We start from the raw sequence: 21,916 nt of genomic DNA on the forward strand, positions 1-21,916 counted from the left end.
ATGGGCCACGGGGACGAGGCGGCCGGGGCGCGCGAGCTGCTCGCCGCCTTCCCCGTGGTGGACGGGCACAACGACCTGCCCTGGGCGCTGCGGCAGCACGGCGGCTACGACCTGGACCGGCTCGACGTGGGCCGGGACCAGACGGGCCGGCTGCACACCGACATCCCCCGGCTGCGGGCCGGGGGCGTCGGCGCCCAGTTCTGGTCGGTGTACGTGCGCAGCGACATGGCCGGCGACGACGCGGTCAGCGCCACGCTGGAGCAGATCGACTGCGTCGACCGGCTCCTCGCCCGCCACCCGGCGGACCTCGCGCCCGCGCTGACCGCCGACGACATGGAGGCCGCGCGGGCCGCCGGCCGGATCGCCTCGCTGAAGGGCGCCGAGGGCGGCCACTCCATCAACAGCTCGCTGGCCACCCTGCGCGCGCTGTACGCGCTCGGCGTCCGCTACATGACCCTGACGCACAACGACAACATCCCGTGGGCCGACTCCGCGACCGACGAGCCCGGCGTCGGCGGCCTGTCGGCCTTCGGCCGCGAGGTCGTACGGGAGATGAACCGGCTCGGCATGCTGGTCGACCTCTCGCACGTGGCCGACACGACGATGCGGGACGCCCTCGCCACCTCGGCGGCGCCGGTGATCTTCTCCCACTCCTCGTCGCGGGCCGTGTGCGACCACCCCCGCAACATCCCCGACGACGTGCTGGAACGGCTCCCGGGCAACGGCGGCGTCGCCATGGTGACGTTCGTCCCCAAGTTCGTCCTCCCCGCCGCCGTCGAGTGGACCCGGCGGGCCGACGAGAACATGCGGGCGCACGGCTTCCACCACCTGGAGACCACCCCGGAGGCGATGCGCGTCCACGCGGCCTTCGAGGAGGCGCACCCCCGCCCGGTCGCCACCGTCGCCACCGTCGCCGACCACCTCGACCACATGCGCGAGGTCGTGGGCCCGGACCACCTGGGCATCGGCGGGGACTTCGACGGTACGGCGTTCACCCCGGCGGGCCTGGACGACGTGTCGGGCTACCCGAACCTGATCGCGGAGCTGCTGCGCCGGGGCTGGTCGCGCACCGACCTGGCGAAGCTCACCTGGCAGAACGCGGTCCGGGTGCTGCGGGACGCGGAGGCGGTCGCCCGCGACCAGTCTTCCCGGGCGCCCTCCACGGCCACGCTCGCCTCGCTGGACGGCTGACCCGGGGGCTCGCTTCCCGTACGGGGCTCTCGTACGGGCTCTCGTACGGGAAGCGACGCCCCGCCGTCACCCGTACGCAGTACGTCACCGCGCTTCCGCGCACCGGCGCGTGCCACCGTGGCCGTATCGAACAACGGCTCGTCGCCCGTCCCGGAGCGGAGCTCCCCCATGGCTGACCTGCAGGACCACCTCTACGTGGCGCCCACCCCGATCGGCATACCCGCCGACACGACCGACGCCCCCGACGGGCTCGCCGAGGCGCCCACGCCCGCCGAGACCGACATCGAGCGGGCCCGCGTCCTGCTCGCCGCGCAGCTCGTCGTCGACGGGCACAACACCCTCGCCCAGGAACTGGACCGCACCCACTGGCACGACCTCCAGCACGGCTCGGCGTTCCTCGACACCGACATCCCCCGCATCCGCGCGGGCGGCGTCGGCGCGCAGTTCTGGTCGCTGCACGTGCCACCGGGCCCCGGCGCCGTCCAGGAGACCCTGGACCGGATCGACGCGGTACGGACCCTGATCGCGTCCTGCCCCGAGGCGCTCCGGCTCGCCCTCACCGCCGCCGACATGGTCCAGGCCCGCGACTGCGGCCGGATCGCGTCCCTCCTCGGCCCTGTCTCCGGCGCCGCGCTCGGCGACTCGCTGGGCACCCTGCGCGCCTACCACGCGCTCGGCGTCCGCAGCCTGTCCCTCGCCGGTACGGGGTGGACGGCCGACCCCGCCGGGCTGACGCCGTTCGGGGAGGAGACGATCCGCGAGATGAACCGCCTCGGGGTCATCGCCGACCTCACGGGGTCGTCCGGCGCCACGATGGAACGGGTCCTCGACCTCTCCAAGGCACCGGTCGTCCTGTCCCACTCGGCGGCCCGGGCGCTCACCCCGCACGCGGACAACGCCCCGGACGACGTCCTGCGCCGGCTGGCCGCCAACCGGGGCGTCTGCATGGTGAGCTTCGCGCCCGACCAGGTCACCCGCCGGGCGGACCAGCCCGCAACCCTCTGGGACGTGGCGGACCATGTCGAGCACGTCCGGGAGGTCGCCGGACCGCAGTGCGTCGGCCTGGCCGGCTCGTACGGCATGAGCAACGACGCCCCGCACACCGTCGGCCTGGAGGACGCCTCCTGCTACCCGAACCTGATCGCGGAGCTGCTGCGCCGCGACTGGGCCGAAGCCGATGTCGCCGCCCTGACCTGGGGCAACGCGGCACGGGTGGTACGCGAGGCGGCGGACGCGGCGCAGCCGGCCCCGTAGGCGGGCGGGCTCAGGCCCGGCACAGGCAGAAGGGGTGCCCCGCCGGGTCGGCGTACACGCGGAAGTCCCGCTCGCCGGCGTCGTCGGTGTCCAGCGGGCGGGCGCCCAGCGCGAGGACCCGTTCCTGGGCGGAGTCCAGGTCCTCGACGTCCAGGTCGAGGTGGAGCTGCTGGGAGTTGCGGTCGGCGCGGGGCCACTCAGGCGGGACGAGGTCGTCCGCCCGCTGGAAGGCCAGCCGCTGCCCGTCCGGCAACTGGAGGTCGACCCAGCGCTCGTCGCCGTCGCCCTCGATCGTGCCGCCGAGGATCGCGGCGTAGAACTCGGCGAGCCGGCGCGGCTCGGGACAGTCGATCGCGGTCAGTGCGAGTTTCGCGAAGCCCATGCCGCCCGGGTGCCCCGCCACCGGTCAACCATGCGGGAGCCGGCAGCCGGCAGCCGGCAGCCGGGAGCCGGGAGCCGGGAGCCGGGAGCCGGGAGCCGGGAGCCGGGAGCCGCCGGGCGGGAGCGGTCGGCCAGGGGAGGGGCTCAGGCCCGGGGGCGGCCCATCGCGCGGAAGGTCCAGCCCGCCGCGCGCCAGCGCTCCGGGTCCAGGGCGTTGCGGCCGTCGAGGACGACCCGGGAGGCCACGACCTCGCCCAGCCGGGCCGGGTCCAGCTCGCGGAACTCGCGCCACTCCGTGAGGTGCAGCACCACGTCCGCGCCGCGCACCGCCTCCAGCGCGCTGTCGGCGTAGCCGAGCGTCGGGAACAGCCGCCGGGCGTTGTCCATGCCCTTGGGGTCGTAGACCGTGACCTGCCCGCCCTGGAGGTGGATCTGGCCGGCGACGTTCAGCGCGGGGGAGTCCCGGACGTCGTCGGAGTCGGGCTTGAAGGCCGCGCCCAGCACCGCCACGCGCTTGCCGAGGAAGGTGCCGTCGCCCAGGGCCTCGCGGGCCATCCCGACCATCTGGCCCCGGCGGCGCATGTTGATGGAGTCGATCTCGCGCAGGAAGGTCAGCGCCTGGTCCGCGCCCAGCTCACCGGCGCGCGCCATGAAGGCCCGGATGTCCTTGGGCAGGCAGCCGCCGCCGAAGCCGATGCCGGCGCGGAGGAACTTGGCGCCGATGCGGTCGTCGTACCCGATGGCCTCGGCGAGCTTGGCGACGTCGCCGCCGGCGGCCTCGCAGACCTCGGCCATGGCGTTGATGAAGGAGATCTTGGTCGCCAGGAACGAGTTGGCGGCCGTCTTGACCAGCTCGGCGGTGGGGAAGTCGGTCACCACGAAGGGGGCGCCCTCCTCCACGGGAGTGGCGTACACCTCGCGCAGCAGCTTCTCGGCCGCCGCGCTGTCGACGCCCACGACGATCCGGTCGGGCCGCAGGGTGTCCTGCACGGCGAAGCCCTCGCGCAGGAACTCCGGGTTCCACGCCAGCTCCGCGTCGGCGCCCACCGGCGCGAGGTCGGCGAGCACCCGCGCCAGCCGCTCCGCGCTGCCCACCGGCACGGTGGACTTGCCGACGACCAGCGCGGGCCGCCGCAGGTGGGGGGCGAGCGAGGTGAAGGCGGCGTCGACGTACCGCATGTCGCAGGCGTACTCACCGTGCTTCTGCGGAGTGTTCACACAGACGAAGTGGACGTCGCCGAACTCGCCGACCTCCTCCCAGGAGGTGGTGAAGCGCAGCCGCCCGGTGGAGCCCTCGATGCCGGCGACGTGCTTGCGCAGCAGCTCCTCCAGCCCCGGCTCATACATGGGGACGCGGCCCGCCGAGAGCATCTCGATCTTCTCGGGGACGACGTCGAGGCCGAGCACCTCGAAGCCCAGCTCCGCCATCGCCGCCGCGTGGGTGGCGCCGAGGTATCCGGTGCCGATCACGGTGATCCTGAGGGCCATGCGGTGCTCCATTGACGGACGGGAGGGAGTGCCCGCCCGAGCATAGCCGTGACCCGCCCCGGGCATGGTTCGCGCGTGCGGCCGGCGGCGGCCGTGACGGCCCCGCTGTCGGCAACATCACCTATGCCGACGCGCCGAGGGGGGTCTACCATCGAGGTTACTTAACGGTAATTAGCACCAGCTCAGGGGAGTGAGTGAGAGTGGCGGGAACGCCTGACTTCGACCTGTACCGCCCGTCCGAGGAGCACGACATGCTCCGCGACGCCGTCCGCTCGCTCGCCGAGGCGAAGATCGCGCCGTTCGCCGCGGCGGTGGACGAGGAGGCCCGCTTCCCGCAGGAGGCCCTCGACGCGCTGACCGCGAACGACCTGCACGCGGTGCACGTCCCCGAGTCGTACGGCGGCGGCGGCGCCGACGCGCTCGCCACCGTGATCGTCATCGAGGAGGTGGCGCGGGTCTGCGCCTCGTCCTCCCTGATCCCGGCCGTGAACAAGCTCGGCTCGCTGCCCGTGATCCTCTCCGGCTCCGAGGAGCTGAAGAAGAAGTACATGACGCCGCTCGCCAAGGGCGACGGGATGTTCTCGTACTGCCTCTCCGAGCCCGACGCCGGCTCGGACGCGGCCGGCATGAAGACCCGGGCCGTACGCGACGGCGACCACTACGTCCTCAACGGCGTGAAGCGCTGGATCACCAACGCCGGGGTCTCCGAGTTCTACACGGTGATGGCCGTCACCGACCCGTCCCAGCGCTCCCGGGGCATCAGCGCCTTCGTCGTGGAGAAGTCCGACGAGGGCGTCTCCTTCGGCGCCCCGGAGAAGAAGCTCGGCATCAAGGGCTCCCCGACCCGCGAGGTCTACCTCGACAACGTCCGCATCCCCGCCGACCGCATGATCGGCGAGGAGGGCACCGGCTTCGCCACCGCGATGAAGACCCTGGACCACACCCGCATCACCATCGCGGCGCAGGCCCTCGGCATCGCCCAGGGCGCGCTGGACTACGCCAAGGGGTACGTCCAGGAGCGCAAGCAGTTCGGCAAGGCGATCGCCGACTTCCAGGGCGTGCAGTTCATGCTGGCCGACATGGCGATGAAGATCTCCGCCGCCCGCGCCCTCACCTACCAGGCAGCCGCCGCCTCCGAGCGCGGCGACGCCGACCTGACCTACCTGGGCGCGGCGGCGAAGTGCTTCGCCTCCGACATCGCCATGGAGGTCACCACGGACGCCGTCCAGCTCCTCGGCGGCTACGGCTACACCCGTGACTACCCGGTCGAGCGCATGATGCGCGACGCCAAGATCACCCAGATCTACGAGGGCACGAACCAGGTCCAGCGCATCGTCATGGCCCGCAACCTGCCGTGACGGCCTGCCGGTGAACGGAGGAAGGGGCGCCCCGCCGAGCGGGGCGCCCCTTCTCCTTTGCCACGGCCTCACTGGCCCGTGACGGTGACCTTCTCGTCGTTCTGGATCTGCTGCACCAGCTGGCGCACCTTCTCCTTGTCCCAGACCAGGTTGCCGCCGCGGGTGCCGTTGACCGGCATGTTCATCGAGGTGCCGTCGCCGCCGCTGATGCCCTTCATGGCGAAGAACATCTCGCCCAGGTCGAACAGCGACATGTCCTTGTCCACGATCAGCGTGTCCAGGCCCGCGCCCAGCGTCGGGTAGAGCCTGAACGGGTTGAGGATCGTGCCGGGCGTCGCGGCCTGGCTCGCCAGCGCGGCGAGGAACTTCTGCTGGTTCTTCGTCCGCGCCAGGTCCGACTCGGCGAAGGCGTAGCGGGTGCGGACGAAGGCGAGGGCCTGCTCGCCGTCGAGGGTCTGCTTGCCGGCCTGGAAGTCCGCGCCGGACTTCTTGTCCTTGAAGCCCTTCTCGATGTTCATCTCGACACCGCCGAGGGCGTCGACGATGTTCGCGAAGCCCGCGAAGCCGATCTCGGCGTAGTGGTCGATCCGCAGCCCGGTGTTGTGCTCGACCGTGCGGACCAGCAGCTCGGGGCCGTCCTCGGCGTACGCGGCGTTGAGCTTCACCCGGCGGCCCTGGGCGGGGAAGGTCTTGCCGGACTCCGAGCCGACGAAGCTCGGGATCTCCACGTCGGAGTCGCGGGGCAGCGAGATCATGGTGTTGCCGCTGCCGCAGGCCGCCAGGATCATCATCGAGTCGGTGCGCTTGCCCTCGGCCGAGCCGGTGTGCAGCTTCTTCTTCTCCTCGGCCGTCATGCCCTCACGGCTGTCGGAGCCGACGATCAGATACGTGGTGCAGTCGCCCTCCTTGGGGCGGTCGATGACCTTGGCGAGGTCCACCTCGCGGCGCATCTTGCCGTCGGCCCAGAAGTACGTGCCGATGGTCGTGCCGAGGACGGCCACCAGCAGCACGATGGAGCCGATCTTGATACGGCGGCGCCAGTCGGGCGCGGGCCCCTGCGGGTTCCCGCCGCCCCGGCCCGGGCGCCCGCCCCGGCCGCCGCCTCCGGGAGTGCCGTAGACCTGGCCCGTGTTGTAGCCGCTGTCGTACGCGTCGTCGTACCCCCGCGACTGCTGCTGGGGGACCGGCGGCCGCTGCGGCGGCGCGGGACGCTGGACGTGCCGCATCACCCGCGCGCCCTCGGGCTGGGCGCCGGCGCTGCCGCGGCCGTAACGCGCGTCGCGGTCGTCGTTCCGTCCTTCGGGCCAGTCGTTCATGCGGATAAGTGTGCAGTCCGCTCCCGGGGGCCCGACAGGGTGGGTGGGGAATAGGGGCAGGGCTGTAGCGAAGCTGATGCAATGCGGGGCGGTACGGAGTCGGGCATAGGGTGGAGGGCATGACAGATCAGGCCCTTGAGCTGCAGGGAAAGCCGACCGCGGCGTCCCGCACCACCCTCAGTCACATCATGACCGGCAGTGACACCAATCTCCTGGGCACCGTGCACGGCGGAGTGATCATGAAGCTGGTGGACGACGCGGCGGGCGCCGTCGCGGGCCGCCACTCCGGCGGACCGGCCGTCACGGCCTCCATGGACGAGATGGTGTTCCTGGAGCCGGTGCGCGTCGGCGACCTGGTGCATGTGAAGGCACAGGTCAACTGGACCGGCCGGTCCTCCATGGAGGTCGGCGTACGGGTCCTGGCCGAGCGGTGGAACGAGTCCACACCCGCCACCCAGGTCGGCTCGGCGTACCTGGTCTTCGCCGCCGTCGACGCGGACGGCCGCCCGCGCCCCGTGCCGCCGGTGATCCCGGAGACCGAGCGCGACAAGCGCCGCTACCAGGAGGCCCAGATCCGCCGCACCCACCGGCTGGCCCGCCGCCGGGCGATCAAGGAACTCCGCGAGCAGCGCGCGGCGGAGGGCCTCGACGAGAGCTGAGCCCCTAGCGGGCGCCCGCGCCGCATGCGACTTCCGACATGAGCATGCGCAGGGTGAGCGAGTGCTTCTCCGGCGGCAGAGCGTCCAGGGCCTGGCGGGCGTACCGGGTTCCGCCCTCGACGTCACCGGCACGGGCGAGCATGAGCCCCCTGTGCATGTTCAAGTGCGTGGCGAACCGGGGGAGGGAGCCGGGAAGCGCGGCGCGTGCCGCGTCCTGCGCCTGCACAGCGGTGCGTTCGTCCCCCAGGCGGGCAGCCAGCAGCGAGACGAAGACGTTGTAGCGCCACCAGGGCACCGCGTAGTCACTCGTCTGCTCGTCGGAAGCCGCGGCATCGAAGACGCGCCGCCCCTGTGCCATCAGGGCTCTGGCGCCGTCCGCGTCGCCGCGGACGGCATGGGCGTGGGCGGACCCCATGACGGCGTTCAGCAGCCCCAGGGACGGACGGTCCGAGATGGCCATCGCCTGGGCGGCGAGCATCTCGGCGATGCCGAGGGACGCCCCCTCGTAACCCAGCGCGATCGCGGCGCGGCCCCGGACCCAGACGCGCGTCCGCTCGTCGCCGGACGCGTCGGCGGCGCGAGCGGCCATCGTGTACCAGTGCACGGCCTTGGACCCGTCGGACCCCGGGAAGGTCTTGGCGTACAAGGTCATCAGCCGCGCGGCGACGGACCAGAGCTGGGGCGTGTCCGGCTGCTGCTGGACGACCAGCAGTTCGCGGGTGACGCGGTTCTGGATGTCCGCCGCGCCCAGGCTCATGTACTCCGTCCCGTAGGTGGCCAGCTTGGCTTCCCAGTCCTCACCGGAGGGGCCACCGGTGAGGCGGGCGGTGAAACCCGTGCTCAGCAGGTCGTGTGCGGCAAGCGGAGCTATGGCGGTAGCGGCGAAGTCGGTCAGGAAGGTGCGTCGCTTCACATCGTCCTCGAACACGGCCAGCGGCACGTCCAGGACGGCCGACAGGCACCGTAAGTAGAAGGGACCCGGTGCCACCTTGGAACGCTCCCACCGCGACACGTACTCCCGTGTCAGGGAGGTTCGGTACTGGCGGTTGATGACAGTGGCGAGGCGTCCCTGGCTCCATCCTCGCGCCTCGCGCAGCTCCCGGATCAACGGCCCAAGCGTCATGCCCCCATCTTGCCCCTACGCGTGCCCCTGGGCCGGGAGTTGGGACAGGTCTAGCTTCTTGCCCATGGCGATGACAGAGCGAGCCCCATCCGTTGCATGGGGTAGCGAGGCGGGTGGAGGCGCAGCCCAGAGCGGTGACGGTACGCCGCAGAGGACGCCCCACAGCGGCCTGGCCGAGCTTCAAGAAGCGGTCGGGCGAGGGGAGTTCCACCGCTTGACGCCCGAGGAGTCCGAGCGCGCGAGCGCGGCCGGACAGGATTGCCCCGCGTGGGTGGTGGGCGCCGTCGCGCAGGACGCCTCGGGGCGCGTGGGGCGCGTCACCGGGCACGGGGCGGGGCGCGTCCACCTTCGCCCGCTGGGCGGCGGCGAGGAATGGGACGCGTCCGCGGAGGAACTGGCCCCGGCTGCGCAGTCCGACGCGCTGAGGGCCGGTGTGGCCGCGGCGAACACCAGCCACCGCATGCGGGAGCGGATGTGAGCGGGCCGGTCTGGGTGCCCACGGCGGAGGAGCGCGCCGAGCTGGACGCCGGGTTCGGGCTGGTCCTCGCCGAGCGCGACGCCCGCTTGGTACGGGAGGCCGTGAGGGACGCGTTACCGGTGCTGGCGGACGCGATCGAGGGCGCACCCGCCGCCGGTCCGGGCGGTGAAGACGAGTGAGCGGGCGCACGTGTGGTTCCCGGGTGCGGCTCGGTGCGGTGCATCTGTGTCAGGCGCGACGCCTGGTCGTGCCGTACACGGGCGAGTTGCCGCTCTGGGCGTTATGTATCAGGCCCGCGCACAACCGGGACGAGCACCACATGGCGATCGTCAGGGCCGTACCCGACGAGCGCGGTGGCGGGTACGTCGTCCTCGGCTGGGGCCGGGCCTGCGCGGGTGGCACCGCCGCGGGGCGCCGTACACGGGCCGTGTTCTTCCACTGGCCGGCGCACCGTACGACCGCGGTGGTGCCTGACTGCCGGGCACCGGTGACGCTGAGGCCCGGCACGGTCGCGGCGGCGATGGCGCGGCTGCCGGGCCGGGAGGGGCCACTGGGCGAGCGCCACTGGTGCCTGCGCGACGCACACCACGAGGGGCAGCACCACGCGGAGCTGGGACCGCTGGACCGGTGGCGGTCACTGTTCGTGCGGTGGGACGGCGACGGGGCGGAGCTGGCCGAACTCACCGACTGCCCGTCGAGCAGCCCGGGCGGCATGGACGGCTGCTCCCTGTTCGAGGGGCACAGCGAACCGCACACCTGGGAGCACCTCGGCGAAGGGACGCACCGCACATGATGCTCGACCCCGTACGAGCGGACCGCCCCGCCCGGACGGAGCTGGGGCGCGCGCTCCGGCAGGCCGGGGCGCTGCACCCGGAGTGGGCGCCGACGTTCGCGCCCGCCCCCCTACCGCTCAGCCGCAGATCACCTGGTCGCCGGTGACCGCGCCGAACTCGCCCTGGAAGGCGTTCTCCGCCCGTACCGGGAGCACCCCCGTGAAGTTCGCGCCGGCCGTGACCTTGAAGACCGGGCCCTGGCCCTCCACCGGCAGCAGCCGGCAGCCGGGGAGGGCGGTGGCCAGCGAGCGGGCGGAGCGGTCCCAGCGGGGGTCGAACCAGACGACGGTGCGGTTCACGTCGCGCCGCGGCCAGTTCAGGGCGTTCCCGGTGGTGCGGAACCCGGTCGACTTCAGCCCCGCGTCGACCCGGGCGCCGAGGCCGTGCACCAGGGTGCCGTTGTAGACCTGCACCCGGATCTGCTGCGGCGAGACCTCCACCAGCTTCTTGCGGACGCTGCTGCGCGGGGCGAACGGGGCGAGCGGCTTGTCCGCCCGTACCGCGTCGAACAGCTTCTTCGCCTTCACCGGGTCCCACTTCACCGTCGAGCCGATGCCCTTGACCGGGAAGCCGGTGCTGGCGACCGGTACGGAGGTGAACTCCGACGACGCCGCGGTGAAGCCGCGCATCGCCTTGGCCAGCGCCAGCATCTGCTCCGTGCCGAAGCCCTCGTCCGCCCGCACCGAGCCCAGCATCGAGGTGACGACCTGCTGGAAGCGCACCGGGTTCAGCAGGACGCCGTTGCTGGTGGCCCGGTCGATCAGCGCCGCCACGAACCGCTGCTGGCGCTGCATGCGCCCCAGGTCGGACGCCCCGTCGACATGGCGGGAGCGCACGTACTGCAGGGCCTGCCCGCCGTCCAGCCTGTGGGTGCCGGCCGGCAGGTCGAGGCCGGTGTAGGCGTCCTTCATGGGCTTCGCCGTGCAGATCTCCACCCCGCCGACGGCGTCGACGGTCCGCATGAAGCTGGTGAAGTCCAGCTCCAGGTAGTGGTCGATCTTCACCCCGGTCATCTGCTCCACCGTCCGTACGGTGAGGGCGGGCCCGCCCTCCGCGTAGGCGGCGTTCAGCTTCACCGGGTGCTTCTGGTGCGGCTTGCCGGTGGTGGCGTCGGTGTGGGCCGGGATCTCCGCGTACGAGTCACGGGGCAGCGACACCATGCTGGCCCGCTTCCGGTCCGCGGAGATGTGCACCAGCATGATCGTGTCCGTGCAGCGGCAGGGCGCCCCGCCGAGCCGGTACCGCTCCTTCTCCCGCGCGGTGATCTTGTCCCGGCCGTCCGTGCCGACGACCAGGATGTTGGTGCCGTGACCCGGCGCGGGCCGGTTCTTCATGTCCTTGAAGGGGTCGACCCGGCCGATCTCCGTGTCCAGGCCGGTGACGATCGCGTGCCCGATCCCGCCCGCCGCGAGGACCAGCACCGAGAGCCCGGTCACCAGCCGCATGCCCCACCGCGACCGCCCGGGGCGCCCCCTCCGCGCGGCCGGTGCCGGCGCCGGGGCCCGTCTCGGCCGGCCGGGGGCGGGCGGCCGGGGAGGGGCGGGGCGGCGGGGCGGCGTGGGCACGAAGGACACCTCCGCGGGCGGGTGGGGGAATAGTCGGCACAGTAGGCCCATACGATCAGCTGCCGCCCCCGCCACCCGGGCGGCGCGCACCGCTGTCCCCCGTTCGCGGTAACGTGGCGCCCGAAACCGCCCCCCGTACCCCCCGAGGAACCATGCCCGCCGCCCTGCCCCCGGTCTCCGTGATCATGCCGGTCCTCAATGAGGAGCGGCATCTGCGCGCCTCGGTCCGTCACATCCTCGAGCAGGAGTACGACGGCGAGATGGAGGTGGTGATCGCCCTCGGCCCGTCCTCGGACCGTACGGACGAGATCGCCGCCGAGCTGGTACGGGAGGACCCCCGGGTCCACACCGTGCCCAACCCCACCGGCCGTACGCCCGCCGCGCTGAACGCCGCGATCAAGGCGTCGCGCCACCCGGTCGTGGTCCGGGTCGACGGGCACGGCATGCTCTCGCCGAACTACATCGCGACCGCCGTCCGCCTCCTGGACGAGACCGGCGCGCAGAACGTCGGCGGCATCATGCACGCCGAGGGCGAGAACGACTGGGAGCACGCGGTCGCCGCCGCGATGACCTCGAAGATCGGCGTCGGCAACGCGGCGTTCCACACCGGCGGCGAGGCGGGCCCGGCCGAGACGGTGTACCTGGGCGTGTTCCGGCGCGAGGCGCTGGAGCAGCAGGGCGGCTACAACGAGGAGTTCATCCGCGCCCAGGACTGGGAGCTGAACTTCCGCATCCGCGAGGCGGGCGGCCTGATCTGGTTCTCGCCGGAGCTGAAGGTGCAGTACCGCCCCCGGCCCAGCGTGCGGGCGCTGGCGAAGCAGTACAAGGACTACGGCCGCTGGCGGCATGTGGTCGCCCGCTACCACCAGGGCTCCATCAACCTCCGCTACCTCGCCCCGCCGGCCGCCGTCTGCGCCATCGCGGCGGGTGCGGTGGTGGGCGCGACGCTCACCCCGCTGGGCTTCGTCGTCCCCGGCGGCTACCTCGCGGCGATCGTCGCCGGCTCCGTCCCGGCCGGCCGGGGCCTGCCGCTGAAGGCGCGCCTCCGTATCCCGGTGGCCCTGGCGACCATGCACATGTCGTGGGGGTACGGCTTCCTCACCAGCCCGCGCTCGCTGGCGAAGCGCGTCATCGCCAGCCGCCGCCCGGCGGTCGTCCGGACGACGGCGTGACGCGCGCGGTCACCAGGTGAAGTTGGGGTCGACCTCCATGCAGCCCGCCTGGTCGGCCCTGCTGGTGTTCGAACCGGGCGCCTTCCCCGTCGGCTTGGGCTTCGGGTAGCTGTCGCCCTCGCGCCAGTCGGCGCCCACGACGAGCGTGATGCCCCGCACCTGGTCCGACTTCTTCACCGAACCGGCCGGAATGCCCAGCGCCCTGGCGACCGCCTGGGCGTCGCCCTCCAGGTCCGCGCTCGGGAACTGGACGGTCGTCTTGGCCGTGCGCGGGGTGAGCGTGTCGGCCTTCGCCCGCGTATAGCCCTTGGCCTCCAGCAGCCCCGCGACCGTGGTGGCCCGCCCCTGGGCCGACCCGAACTGGTCCGTATAGGTGCCGTTCTGCACGGTGACCACGGTCTCGGCGGGCGGGGCCGCCGTGTCCTTGGTCGCGGCGGGCTTCGCGCGCCTGGACGGCTTGCCGTCGAGCGGGATGTCCTCGCGGATCATCCGGAACAGCTCCTCGGCCTCCTCCGCCTTCGGCTCGACCTTGCCGGGCTGCCGCGTCGAGTAGAAGTTGGGCATCGTCGTCATGGTGATGCGGCCGGTCGGGACGCTCCGCAGCTGGTCCGCCAGGTCGTACAGCTTGCCGATGGTGTCCAGGCCCTTGTCCACGGTGAGCGCCTCGGTGGCCGCCTCCGCGAGCCTGCGCAGCTTGTTGGGGTCGGTGAGCTTCGCGTTCTTGCGCAGCTCGCGCACCATCGAGTTCATGTACATGTGCTGCGCCTTGGCCCGCTCCAGGTCGGTGCCGCCGACCCAGCCGTACCGGGTGCGCAGCCACTGGAGCGCCTGCTCGCCCTTCACCGGGTGGGTGCCCGCCGGGAGCTTGAGGCCGGAGCCCTTGCCGTCGCTGGTGCGGGACTCGATGTTCTTGGTGACGCAGACGGGTACGCCGCCGATCGCGTCCGCCATCGACACCACGCCCGCGAAGTCGATCATCATGAAGTGGTCGATGCGCAGGCCGGTCAGCTCCACCCAGGTCGCCACCGTGCAGCCCGGGCCGCCGCGGTCCAGCGACTCGTTGGTCTGCGCGAACTGGCGTGCCGGGTAGACCTTGCCGTTGCCGTCCTTGCACTCCGGGATCTTCAGCATGGTGTCGCGCGGCATGCTGACCACGGAGATGTTGCTGCGGTCGGCGGAGAGGTGCACCAGCATCTGGACGTCGGCCAGCGGCGGGCCGTCGAAGGTGTCGCGGCCGCCGCCGAGCTTCTGGTTCGCCGCCGAGTTCCGCGCGTCGGAGCCGATCACCAGGATGTTCAGCGGCGTCTGGCCGGCGGCGTTCGCCCGGTGCTCGGGCATGCCGTTCTTGCCGAGCGTCAGATCGTCCTTCTTGATCCTGCTGTTGAGGTGCTCGTAGTACCAGTATCCGGCGCCGGCCGTCCCGAGTATCAGCAGCGACAGCACCGAGGCGCTCCACCGCAGCACCCGGCGCCTGCCGCCCCGGCCCTTCGCGGCGCCCCTGCCCCGCCCGGAGGCCGCGCCATTCCCCGCGCCGTTCCCCGCACGCGGTCCCGCGCCCTTCCCCGTGCCCTTTCCGGCACGGCGGCGCCCGCCGGTGGCACCGCGGCGCCCGGCACCGCCGGTACCACCACCGGTGCCGCCCGGTCCGCCGCGCTCACCCGCCGGTCTGGCCGGCTCCTCCGTACCGGCGGCCGGCGCGTCCTCGCGCGTACCGCCCGGCCGGCCCTGCTCACGGGCGTGCGGAACGCTTCTCCGCGTTCCCTCCCCACGCACGCTGCTCTGTCCCACCCCAGGTCCCCCTGTCGTTCAGGCGTGCGTCATTCCGCGCACACCTGTTTGTCCGCCACTACCTTCTGCACGCCCTCCGGCGCCTTCGCCGGCGGGGTGATGGGCACCCCCGCGCCCTCGAAGTCCCCGCCGAGGGTGAGCTTCATCGGCTCCAGCTCCCCGGCGTCGGCCGCCCCCTGCTTCAGCGCCGCGGCGGGCAGGCCCATGAGGTCCGCGAGCTTGCGGGCCTGGTCGGCCTGGTTCGGCGCGAACTCCAGCGTGGTCCTGGCGATGTTCTCGGGGGCGTTGCTCCTGTTCGCCGACTTCAGCACGCCCTGCTCGTTCTGCAGCCAGTTGAGGGTCGACTGCGCGGCCCCCGTCGTACCGCTGCCGTTGTAGACGTCGACGCGCACCTCGGACGCCTCCGCCCGCGCGCCCTTGAGCAGCGCGGCCTGGGCGTTCTTGGCGTCCTTCTCCTTCTTCTTCACCTCGGTGAGCGAGACGTCGTCCCGCATCATCGCGAAGAGCGGACGGGCCTTGGGGTCGTCCACGACGACCGTCGCCTTGACCGCCTCGGCGGGGTTGTCCTTCACGGGCATGGTGGTGAAGGTGATGTTCTTGGGGTTCACCTTCGCCAGCTCCGAACCCAGGTCCTGGAGCTTGCCGATGCTCCCTATCCCCGTGTCCACGGTCAGCGCCTCGGTGGCCGCCTCCGCGAGGTCCACCAGCTTCGACGGGCTGGTGAGGGTCTCGCTGGACTTCATCTTGCGGATCATCGAACTGAGGAACTGCTGCTGCGTCTTGATCCGGTCCAGGTCGCTCTCATTGCCGAAGGCGTGCCGCGTCCGTACGAAGGCGAGGGCGTCCTCGCCCTGGATGACGTGCTTGCCCTTCGTCAGCTTCAGCTTGGACTGCTTGTCGTCGACGTCCTTGGCCACGCACACCTCGACGCCGCCGATCGCCGTCGTCAGGGTCTTCACCGCGTTGAAGTCGGCCATCATGAAGTGGTCGACGGTCAGCCCGGTGAGCTGCTTGACGGTACGCATGGTGCAGCCGGGGTCCCGACCGGCCTGCCCGAGGCTGGTGTTGAACCGGACGTCCTGCTCGCCCGGGATCACCTTCGTGCCGTCGGGCGTCTTCGTCTCGCAGTCGGGGATGTCGGTCTTCAGGTCCCGGGGGATGGACATCGCGGTGGCGTTGGTCCGGTCCTTGGAGACATGAAAGAGGATCGTGGTGTCGGCGTGGCCCGCGCTGTCCTTGTCGCCGTAGCCGCCGTTGCCGTCGCCGGTCCGCTTGTCCGTGCCGATGACCAGGATGTTGATGGCCTGGTCCTTCTTGAAGCCGCCGCTGCCCGCGCCCGCGATGTCGACGGTGCTGATGTTGCCGTTGAGATGCTCGTAGTACGCGAACGCCGTGATGGCGAGGGCGACGACCACACCGGCCGTCACCCCGCTCGTCCACATCAGGGCCTTCTTCTTGCGGGACTTCTGCGGTTTGCGCTTGCGCCGGCCGGCCGCCGCCGCGGACGCGCCGCCCCGGCCCGGCCCGTCCGGGGCGCCGGGGGAGCGGCGCCTGCGCTGGCCGGGGACACCGGCCGTACGGCCGCCCGCGCCGCCCGGCGCGGAGGAGGTTCTCGGAGTGCCCGTTCTCGAAGTGGTCGCGCCCCGGCGGCCGGTGGAGCGGGAGGAACGCGCCGACGCGTCCGGCTGCCCAGCGGATTGGTCCAGTCGCAGTTCGTAATTACCGGTCTGCGGGTTGAGCACCCACTGGTCGGCGGGGTCGATGTCGTCCGCCCGTCCACGGCTGTGCGCGTCCACGGTTGCTTGAGTCCTCCGTCGGTGCCACGCGAGGCGCCTCCCCCCAGGCGCTCGGTTTCACGATCCTCGAGTGCGCGACCTCACGGCCGGGAGCACCGGATCGCGTCACACTATCCGCCCAGTTCAGCGCGGGGCGACGTCCGTGACAAATTCCACGCCGCTTACAAGGGGGCAATACGCCCAATCCACCTGGAGAGCGGTGTTCTCCTTGGGTTCCGCTTTACCCGTCCGCCCCTGCGCCCGCCCCTACGGGCACGTCCCGTCGGCGGCGTTGGTGCCGGTGAAGGTGGGTGTGCGGCCGGTGCCCGCGGACCGCCGGGAGGCGTCGGCGGACTCCTGGCTCCCGGACTCGTCCCGGCCGGGCACGACGGTCACCGGCTGGTCGTCCCGCAGCCGCTTGAAGAGGTTGCCCGCCTGCGGCTGGACGAGTTCGTCCCGGTTCGGGTCCTCGCGGTAGGCCCGCCGGGGGACGGTCAGGAACTGCACCTTCTCCGTCGGTACGCTCCGCATCGCACGGGACAGGTCGTAGAGGTCCTTCAGCGAGTCGAGGCCCGGGTCGGTGGTGACGGCCTTGGTGGCGGCGTCCAGCACCGGGTAGAGGCGCGCCGGGTTGAGCAGCACCCCGTTGCTCTGCACCTTGTTGACGAGGGCGCCGAGGAACTGCTGCTGCCTGGTCATGCGTTCGGTGTCGCTGCCGTTGCCGAGGGTCTTGCGGGCGCGTACGTAGCCGAGCGCCTGCTCCCCGTCGAGCGTCCGCGCACCGGCCTTCAGGCGCACCTTGGCGTCCGGGTCGTCGATGGGCTGCCGTACGCACACGCGGACGCCGCCGACCGCGTCCACCATGTCCTTGAAGCCCCGGAAGTCGATGACCACATGGTGGTCGACCCGGATGCCGGTGAGCTTCTCCAGGGTGCGGACCGTGCATGCGGTGCCACCGGACTCGTACGCGGAGTTGAACTGCGCGAACCGGGGCGCGGTGCGGGAGCCGTTCCGCGCGCGGCAACCCGGGATGTGCACCATCAGGTCGCGCGGCACCGACACCGCCGTGGCCCCGCGCCCGCCGGCGGCCAGGTGCAGCAGGATGGTGGTGTCCGAGCGCTGGGTGCCCTTGTCCCGGCCGTAGCGGGAGTTGCCGCTGCCGGCGCGGGTGTCGGACCCGATCAGCAGGATGTTGCGGGCGCCGCGCACCAGGGCGTCGGGGCGCTCGCGCGCGTACCGCTCCAGCTCCTCGGCGGCGGAGAGGTCGGTGGTGATGTTCTCGTCGAGCTTCTTGTAGACCCACCACCCGGCGCCGGCCGCCGCCAGGACGGCGAACGCCCCGGTGAAGGCGGCCACCCGCAGCCCGCGCGCCCGCAGCCCCGCGAGGCGCGACGCCGGGGGCGGCGGTGGCGGCGGCCCCGGGGAGGCGGCCGCCTGCGCCGGGCGGGCGCCCTGCCCGGGCCGCCCGCCCGCCGCACCGCCGGCCCGGCGCCGCCGCTTCTTGCCGCCCTTGGGGGAGTGCCCCTTCCGGCCGCCCGCCGAGCCGCCCGCCGCGCCGCCCGCCGAGCCTGATGCCGAGCCGGACCCCGATGCCGAGCCGCCCGCCGAGCCGGCCGCCCGCCCGGCCCCCCGGCCGGACCGGGGCGCGGCCCCACCGCCGGAGCCCGTACCGGAGCCCGTACCGGAGCCCGAGCCGGAGCCCGAGCCGGGCGAGGACCCGCCACTCCGGGGCCCGCCGCCCCGGGGCCCGCCGGACGGGGACCCGCCCCGGGACCCGCCGGGGCCCGCGCCGGACGGCCCGGGCGCGGGGTCCGGTTCCGGGGGCGTACCAGCGCTGTCCGTCACGTCGTCCGTCCGTCCTTGAGAGCGAGCCGTCGTACGAGGGGTGTCTTCCGATCATCCATCGCGGACGGCCCGGCAACCCTCGGAGTCGGCCCCTGGTGCGCCGGACGGGTGGACTTCAGACCAGCGTGCCGGTGACGCGCTCGCTCTCCACCCGCTTGGCGAGCCCCTCGGGCGGCAGCCGGTCCAGGTTCCGGCACAGCACCACGCCCGCCCCGGCCGCCAGCGGCGCGTACAGCCCCGCCGAGACGCCGTCCCAGGTGTCCCACGGCCGCCCCGACAGCAGCCGCGCCCCGCCCGCCAGGCCCAGCCGCCGCCCGTCCTCGCGGGCCCGCTCCACCAGCCCGGCGCCGGTCAGCTCCGTACCGCCCACGGCGAGGGCCGGGGCGTCCGGGTCGACCGGCACGTACGGGGCGAAGACGTCGCCCTGGGTGGGCACCTCCACCGCGTAGTCGTCGTAGCCGGACGGCGGGGCCGGGAAGCGGCGCCCCAGCGGGGCCAGGGACAGCGCGAGCCGCTCGCCCCGGCAGGCGAGGCCGTCCTCCAGCCGGTCCGGCCCGGCCACGACGTGGTCGGCGGCGGCCGGGTCGCCGCCCAGGTCGGCGACCACCCCCACCGAGGAGCAGGCCACCAGCCACACCGCGGTCTGCCAGTGCGCGGGCAGCAGCAGCGCGACCCGCTCGCCGGGCTCGGCGGACAGGCCGTCCTGGAGGAGGTTGGCGGTCTTGGCCACCCAATTGGCGAAGGTGGCCACCGACAATTCGACCCGTTCACCGGTCGCGTCGTCGTAGTAGGTGACCAGAGGGCGGGCCGGATCCGAGGCGAGGGCGGATCGCAGCAGGTCGGCGGGGGTACGGTCGCTGGCATTCACGCGCGCCAGGGTACGCGCGCCGGGCGCGCCCGGTCCGCCGTACCGGTGACGGCGTCCACCGGTCGGACCGATGGGGCGTCAGTTTCCCGGCGGGCGCGGCGGTTGGGGCCCGCCCAGGATCGCCTCATGCGTGCCTACCTTGCATCCTCGATCGGCGTCGCGTGCGCAGCGGCCCTCGTGCTCCCGCTCGCGCAGCCCTCGAACGCCGCCCCCACCGTGTCCCGCACCCCCCTCGCCCCGGCCGCAGCCCCGGCCGCCGCCGCGCCGGCCGCCCCCGCCGGTGAGTCGTCCGTCCCCGGCTCGACCCAGTCCCTGCCGCTCACCGCCCTGCGCTCCGACCGGGCGACCGGCGCCCCGCAGCAGGGGCTCACCCGGCGCGACGTCCAGCCGTTCTCGCTGGTCGGCGTCGTCTGGGACGACCCGGAGGCCGAACTCAACGGCACCGTCCAGGTCCGTGTCCGGGACGCCGCCACCGGCGCCTGGTCCGGCTGGCAGAGCGTCGAGACCCACAACCACGCCCACGCCGCCGACCCCGGAACACCCGAGCGGGACTCCGACTCCGTGCGCGGCTCCACCGCCCCGCTGTGGGTCGGCGCCTCGGACGGCGTCGAGGTCCGCGTACGCGCCGAGGCCCCGCGCGCGGGCGAGGGCGCGGCGGCGCTGCCGCGCGGGATGCGCATCGAGCTGGTCGACCCGGGCGACGAGCCCAGTGCCGAGACCACCAGCGACCCGGGCGCCGAGGCCGTCACCGACCCGGCCAGCGAGGACACCGCGCAGGGCCCCGAGGTCCCGGAGGGCGGCAACCCCGGCACCACCGGTCAGGTCCCCGCGCCGGCGCTCACCGCCGAGGAGTCGGCCGCCTCCGCGGTCAACGCCGAACTGGTCCCGCTCGGCGCGACCGAGATCCCCGAGCTGACCAAGGAGCAGACGGACGCGGAACTGGCCGAGCAGCTCGGCGAGGAGGCCGCCGCCGCCAAGCCGTACGTCGGCCCGCGCCCCCGGATCGTCACCCGCAAGGGCTGGGGCGCCGACGAGAAGCTGCGCGAGCGCAACTTCGTCTACACCAAGTCGGTCCAGGCGGCCTTCGTCCACCACAGCGCGACGGGCAACAACTACACCTGCAAGCAGGCCCCGTCCGTTCTGCGCAGTATCTACCGCTACCACGTCAAGAGCAGCGGCTGGCGCGACATCGGCTACAACTTCGCCGTCGACAAGTGCGGAAACATCTACGAGGGGCGCGCGGGAGGCGTCGCCAAGGCCGTGCTCGGCGCGCACACCCTGGGCTTCAACAGCAACAGCATGGGCATCGCCGTCCTGGGCACGTACAGTCAGTCGACCCCGCCCTCGGCGGCGGTGACCGGTGTCGCGCGGCTCACGGCGTGGAAGCTCGGGCTGTACGGCAAGGACCCGCGGACGAAGACCACCCTCACCTCGGGCGGGGGCAACAAGTACAAGAAGGGCGCCAAGGTCAGGCTCAACGTCATCTCCGGTCACCGGGACGGCTTCGTGACCGACTGCCCCGGCACCCGGCTCTACGACAAGCTCGGCACCGCCCGCAGCTCGTCGGCCAAGTACCAGGGCCGCTGACGGCGGCCGGGACGGCTGAACCGAACGGTCTGCATACACTGTCCGGTCGTATCGGTCATATGACCGATGTGGCCCCTCGACCGGACCCAGCAGGAAGCAGAGACGACAGGTGACAGAAGCGATCCTCCTGGTCGGTGGCAAGGGCACCCGGCTGCGTCCGATGACGGTCAACACGCCCAAGCCGATGGTTCCGGCGGCGGGCGTGCCGTTCCTCACGCACCAGCTCGCCCGCGCACGGGCGGCGGGCGTCGAGCACATCGTGCTCGCGACCTCGTACCTCGCCGAGGTCTTCGAGCCGTACTTCGGCGACGGCTCCTCGCTCGGCCTGCACATCGAGTACGTCACCGAACGGGAGCCGCTCGGCACCGGCGGGGCCATCCGCAACGTCGCCTCGCGCCTGCACTCGGGCCCGGACGAGCCGGTGCTCATCTTCAACGGCGACATCCTCACCGGCCTGGACATCCGGGCCCTGGTGGACACCCACCGCACCTCCGGGGCGGACGTCTCGCTGCACCTCACCCGCGTCGAGGACCCCCGGGCCTTCGGGCTCGTCCCGACCGACGCCACCGGCCGGGTCACCGCCTTCCTGGAGAAGCCGCAGACGCCCGAGGAGATCGTCACCGACCAGATCAACGCGGGCGCCTACGTCTTCCGCCGGTCCGTCATCGACACCATCCCGGCGGGCCGGCCCGTCTCGGTGGAGCGCGAGACGTTCCCCGGCCTGCTGGCGGACGGCGCCCACCTCCAGGGCATGGTCGACTCCACGTACTGGCTGGACCTCGGCACCCCGCAGGCGTTCGTCCGCGGCTCCGCCGACCTCGTGCTCGGCCGCGCCCCCTCGCCGGCCGTGCCCGGCCGCCGCGGCGACCGGCTCGTCCTCGACGGCGCCTCCGTCGCCCCGGACGCCAAGCTCACCGGCGGTACGGTCGTGGGCGCCGGCGCCACGGTCGGCGAGGGCGCCCGCATCGCCGGCAGCACCGTCCTGGACGGCGCGGTCGTCGAGGCCGGCGCGGTCGTCACCGACTCGCTGATCGGCGAGGGCGCGCACGTGGGCGCCCGGACCGTGCTGCACGGCGCCGTCGTCGGTGACGGTGCCCACGTCGGCGCCGACAACGAGCTGCGCGACGGCGTCCGCGTGTGGTGCGGCGCCCGGCTGCCGGACGGCGCCGTGCGCTTCTCCTCCGACCAGTAGCTGTCCCCGCGCCGGGCCGGGGGTCTACCCTCGTAGGACCCCC

Annotated in this window: 19 protein-coding genes; 10 read left to right on the forward strand and 9 right to left on the reverse strand. The window is 73.0% G+C overall.

Features of this window, described 5'->3' with window-relative positions; all coding sequences use genetic code 11:
- Together ACF08D_RS25480 and ACF08D_RS25485 are read left to right on the forward strand one after the other, a co-directional pair.
- Complete coding sequence (locus ACF08D_RS25480; protein WP_392225632.1) at window positions 1-1,191, forward strand: dipeptidase; 1,191 nt, start codon at window positions 1-3, stop codon at window positions 1,189-1,191.
- Between the two features lie 168 nt (window positions 1,192-1,359).
- The gene (locus ACF08D_RS25485; RefSeq protein ID WP_392225513.1) at window positions 1,360-2,445 is read left to right on the forward strand and encodes a dipeptidase; all 1,086 of its coding nucleotides are present in this window, start codon (window positions 1,360-1,362) and stop codon (window positions 2,443-2,445) included.
- Between the two features lie 10 nt (window positions 2,446-2,455).
- Here ACF08D_RS25485 and ACF08D_RS25490 read toward each other — a convergent pair whose 3' ends face one another.
- The gene (locus ACF08D_RS25490; protein ID WP_392225634.1) at window positions 2,456-2,827 is read right to left on the reverse strand and encodes a VOC family protein; all 372 of its coding nucleotides are present in this window, start codon (window positions 2,825-2,827) and stop codon (window positions 2,456-2,458) included.
- 143 nt (window positions 2,828-2,970) lie between these two features.
- A complete protein-coding gene (locus ACF08D_RS25495) occupies window positions 2,971-4,314 on the reverse strand; it encodes a UDP-glucose dehydrogenase family protein (RefSeq protein ID WP_392225515.1) in 1,344 nt (447 codons plus the stop codon).
- Between the two features lie 200 nt (window positions 4,315-4,514).
- Here ACF08D_RS25495 and ACF08D_RS25500 point away from each other — a divergent pair, with 200 nt between their 5' ends.
- On the forward strand, window positions 4,515-5,672 hold the full coding sequence (locus ACF08D_RS25500) for an acyl-CoA dehydrogenase family protein (protein ID WP_392225517.1): 1,158 nt from the start codon (window positions 4,515-4,517) through the stop codon (window positions 5,670-5,672).
- Window positions 5,673-5,740: 68 nt separating this feature from the next.
- On the opposite strand, the gene ACF08D_RS25505 is transcribed toward ACF08D_RS25500, so the two are convergent.
- A complete protein-coding gene (locus ACF08D_RS25505) occupies window positions 5,741-6,988 on the reverse strand; it encodes an LCP family protein (RefSeq protein WP_392225519.1) in 1,248 nt (415 codons plus the stop codon).
- A gap of 119 nt (window positions 6,989-7,107) precedes the next feature.
- Between ACF08D_RS25505 and ACF08D_RS25510 the strand changes: the two genes are divergently transcribed.
- Entirely contained in the window at window positions 7,108-7,647 is a 540-nt protein-coding gene (locus tag ACF08D_RS25510) for an acyl-CoA thioesterase (RefSeq protein ID WP_392225521.1), read from the forward strand.
- A gap of 4 nt (window positions 7,648-7,651) precedes the next feature.
- Here the strand turns inward: ACF08D_RS25510 and ACF08D_RS25515 are convergent, their stop codons facing one another.
- The gene (locus tag ACF08D_RS25515; RefSeq protein ID WP_392225523.1) at window positions 7,652-8,770 is read right to left on the reverse strand and encodes a helix-turn-helix domain-containing protein; all 1,119 of its coding nucleotides are present in this window, start codon (window positions 8,768-8,770) and stop codon (window positions 7,652-7,654) included.
- A 214-nt stretch (window positions 8,771-8,984) separates the two neighbouring features.
- Between ACF08D_RS25515 and ACF08D_RS25520 the strand changes: the two genes are divergently transcribed.
- From ACF08D_RS25520 to ACF08D_RS25530, 3 genes are all read left to right on the forward strand, one after another.
- A complete protein-coding gene (locus ACF08D_RS25520; RefSeq protein ID WP_392225525.1) occupies window positions 8,985-9,248 on the forward strand; it encodes a hypothetical protein in 264 nt (87 codons plus the stop codon).
- The gene (locus ACF08D_RS25525) at window positions 9,245-9,427 is read left to right on the forward strand and encodes a hypothetical protein (RefSeq protein WP_392225527.1); all 183 of its coding nucleotides are present in this window, start codon (window positions 9,245-9,247) and stop codon (window positions 9,425-9,427) included. Before ACF08D_RS25520 ends, ACF08D_RS25525 begins: the two co-directional genes overlap by 4 nt.
- Window positions 9,428-9,567: 140 nt before the next feature.
- Entirely contained in the window at window positions 9,568-10,041 is a 474-nt protein-coding gene (locus tag ACF08D_RS25530) for a hypothetical protein (RefSeq protein ID WP_392225529.1), read from the forward strand.
- A gap of 117 nt (window positions 10,042-10,158) precedes the next feature.
- Here the strand turns inward: ACF08D_RS25530 and ACF08D_RS25535 are convergent, their stop codons facing one another.
- Window positions 10,159-11,526 carry an LCP family protein gene (locus ACF08D_RS25535; RefSeq protein ID WP_392225531.1) on the reverse strand — a complete coding sequence of 456 codons (1,368 nt, stop codon included), beginning with the start codon at window positions 11,524-11,526 and terminating at the stop codon, window positions 10,159-10,161.
- 272 nt (window positions 11,527-11,798) lie between these two features.
- Here ACF08D_RS25535 and ACF08D_RS25540 point away from each other — a divergent pair, with 272 nt between their 5' ends.
- Complete coding sequence (locus ACF08D_RS25540) at window positions 11,799-12,818, forward strand: glycosyltransferase family 2 protein (RefSeq protein ID WP_392225533.1); 1,020 nt, start codon at window positions 11,799-11,801, stop codon at window positions 12,816-12,818.
- Between the two features lie 9 nt (window positions 12,819-12,827).
- On the opposite strand, the gene ACF08D_RS25545 is transcribed toward ACF08D_RS25540, so the two are convergent.
- From ACF08D_RS25545 to ACF08D_RS25560, 4 genes are all read right to left on the reverse strand, one after another.
- Window positions 12,828-14,606, reverse strand: a complete 1,779-nt coding sequence (locus tag ACF08D_RS25545) for an LCP family protein (protein ID WP_392225535.1) — start codon at window positions 14,604-14,606, stop codon at window positions 12,828-12,830.
- A gap of 29 nt (window positions 14,607-14,635) precedes the next feature.
- A complete protein-coding gene (locus ACF08D_RS25550; protein ID WP_392225537.1) occupies window positions 14,636-16,402 on the reverse strand; it encodes an LCP family protein in 1,767 nt (588 codons plus the stop codon).
- A 246-nt stretch (window positions 16,403-16,648) separates the two neighbouring features.
- Window positions 16,649-18,226 (reverse strand): LCP family protein, encoded by a 1,578-nt coding sequence (locus ACF08D_RS25555; RefSeq protein ID WP_392225539.1) that lies wholly within the window; start codon window positions 18,224-18,226, stop codon window positions 16,649-16,651.
- A 115-nt stretch (window positions 18,227-18,341) separates the two neighbouring features.
- The gene (locus tag ACF08D_RS25560) at window positions 18,342-19,094 is read right to left on the reverse strand and encodes a TIGR03089 family protein (protein WP_392225541.1); all 753 of its coding nucleotides are present in this window, start codon (window positions 19,092-19,094) and stop codon (window positions 18,342-18,344) included.
- Window positions 19,095-19,220: 126 nt separating this feature from the next.
- Between ACF08D_RS25560 and ACF08D_RS25565 the strand changes: the two genes are divergently transcribed.
- Together ACF08D_RS25565 and ACF08D_RS25570 are read left to right on the forward strand one after the other, a co-directional pair.
- A complete protein-coding gene (locus ACF08D_RS25565; RefSeq protein WP_392225543.1) occupies window positions 19,221-20,681 on the forward strand; it encodes a peptidoglycan recognition protein in 1,461 nt (486 codons plus the stop codon).
- A 109-nt stretch (window positions 20,682-20,790) separates the two neighbouring features.
- Window positions 20,791-21,873, forward strand: a complete 1,083-nt coding sequence (locus tag ACF08D_RS25570) for a sugar phosphate nucleotidyltransferase (RefSeq protein ID WP_392225545.1) — start codon at window positions 20,791-20,793, stop codon at window positions 21,871-21,873.
- Window positions 21,874-21,916 lie beyond the last annotated feature (43 nt).

Source organism: Streptomyces sp. NPDC015131, assembly GCF_043079975.1.
Taxonomy (GTDB): domain Bacteria; phylum Actinomycetota; class Actinomycetes; order Streptomycetales; family Streptomycetaceae; genus Streptomyces.

Bases quoted from the DNA above. Each gene is read 5' to 3' on its own strand.
- ACF08D_RS25480 (WP_392225632.1), top strand. From the start codon at position 1: ATGGGCCACGGGGACGAGGCGGCCGGGGCGCGCGAGCTGCTCGCCGCC.
- ACF08D_RS25485 (WP_392225513.1), top strand. From the start codon at position 1,360: ATGGCTGACCTGCAGGACCACCTCTACGTGGCGCCCACCCCGATCGGC.
- ACF08D_RS25490 (WP_392225634.1), bottom strand. From the start codon at position 2,827: ATGGGCTTCGCGAAACTCGCACTGACCGCGATCGACTGTCCCGAGCCG.
- ACF08D_RS25495 (WP_392225515.1), bottom strand. From the start codon at position 4,314: ATGGCCCTCAGGATCACCGTGATCGGCACCGGATACCTCGGCGCCACC.
- ACF08D_RS25505 (WP_392225519.1), bottom strand. From the start codon at position 6,988: ATGAACGACTGGCCCGAAGGACGGAACGACGACCGCGACGCGCGTTAC.
- ACF08D_RS25510 (WP_392225521.1), top strand. From the start codon at position 7,108: ATGACAGATCAGGCCCTTGAGCTGCAGGGAAAGCCGACCGCGGCGTCC.
- ACF08D_RS25515 (WP_392225523.1), bottom strand. From the start codon at position 8,770: ATGACGCTTGGGCCGTTGATCCGGGAGCTGCGCGAGGCGCGAGGATGG.
- ACF08D_RS25530 (WP_392225529.1), top strand. From the start codon at position 9,568: ATGGCGATCGTCAGGGCCGTACCCGACGAGCGCGGTGGCGGGTACGTC.
- ACF08D_RS25535 (WP_392225531.1), bottom strand. From the start codon at position 11,526: ATGCGGCTGGTGACCGGGCTCTCGGTGCTGGTCCTCGCGGCGGGCGGG.
- ACF08D_RS25540 (WP_392225533.1), top strand. From the start codon at position 11,799: ATGCCCGCCGCCCTGCCCCCGGTCTCCGTGATCATGCCGGTCCTCAAT.
- ACF08D_RS25565 (WP_392225543.1), top strand. From the start codon at position 19,221: ATGCGTGCCTACCTTGCATCCTCGATCGGCGTCGCGTGCGCAGCGGCC.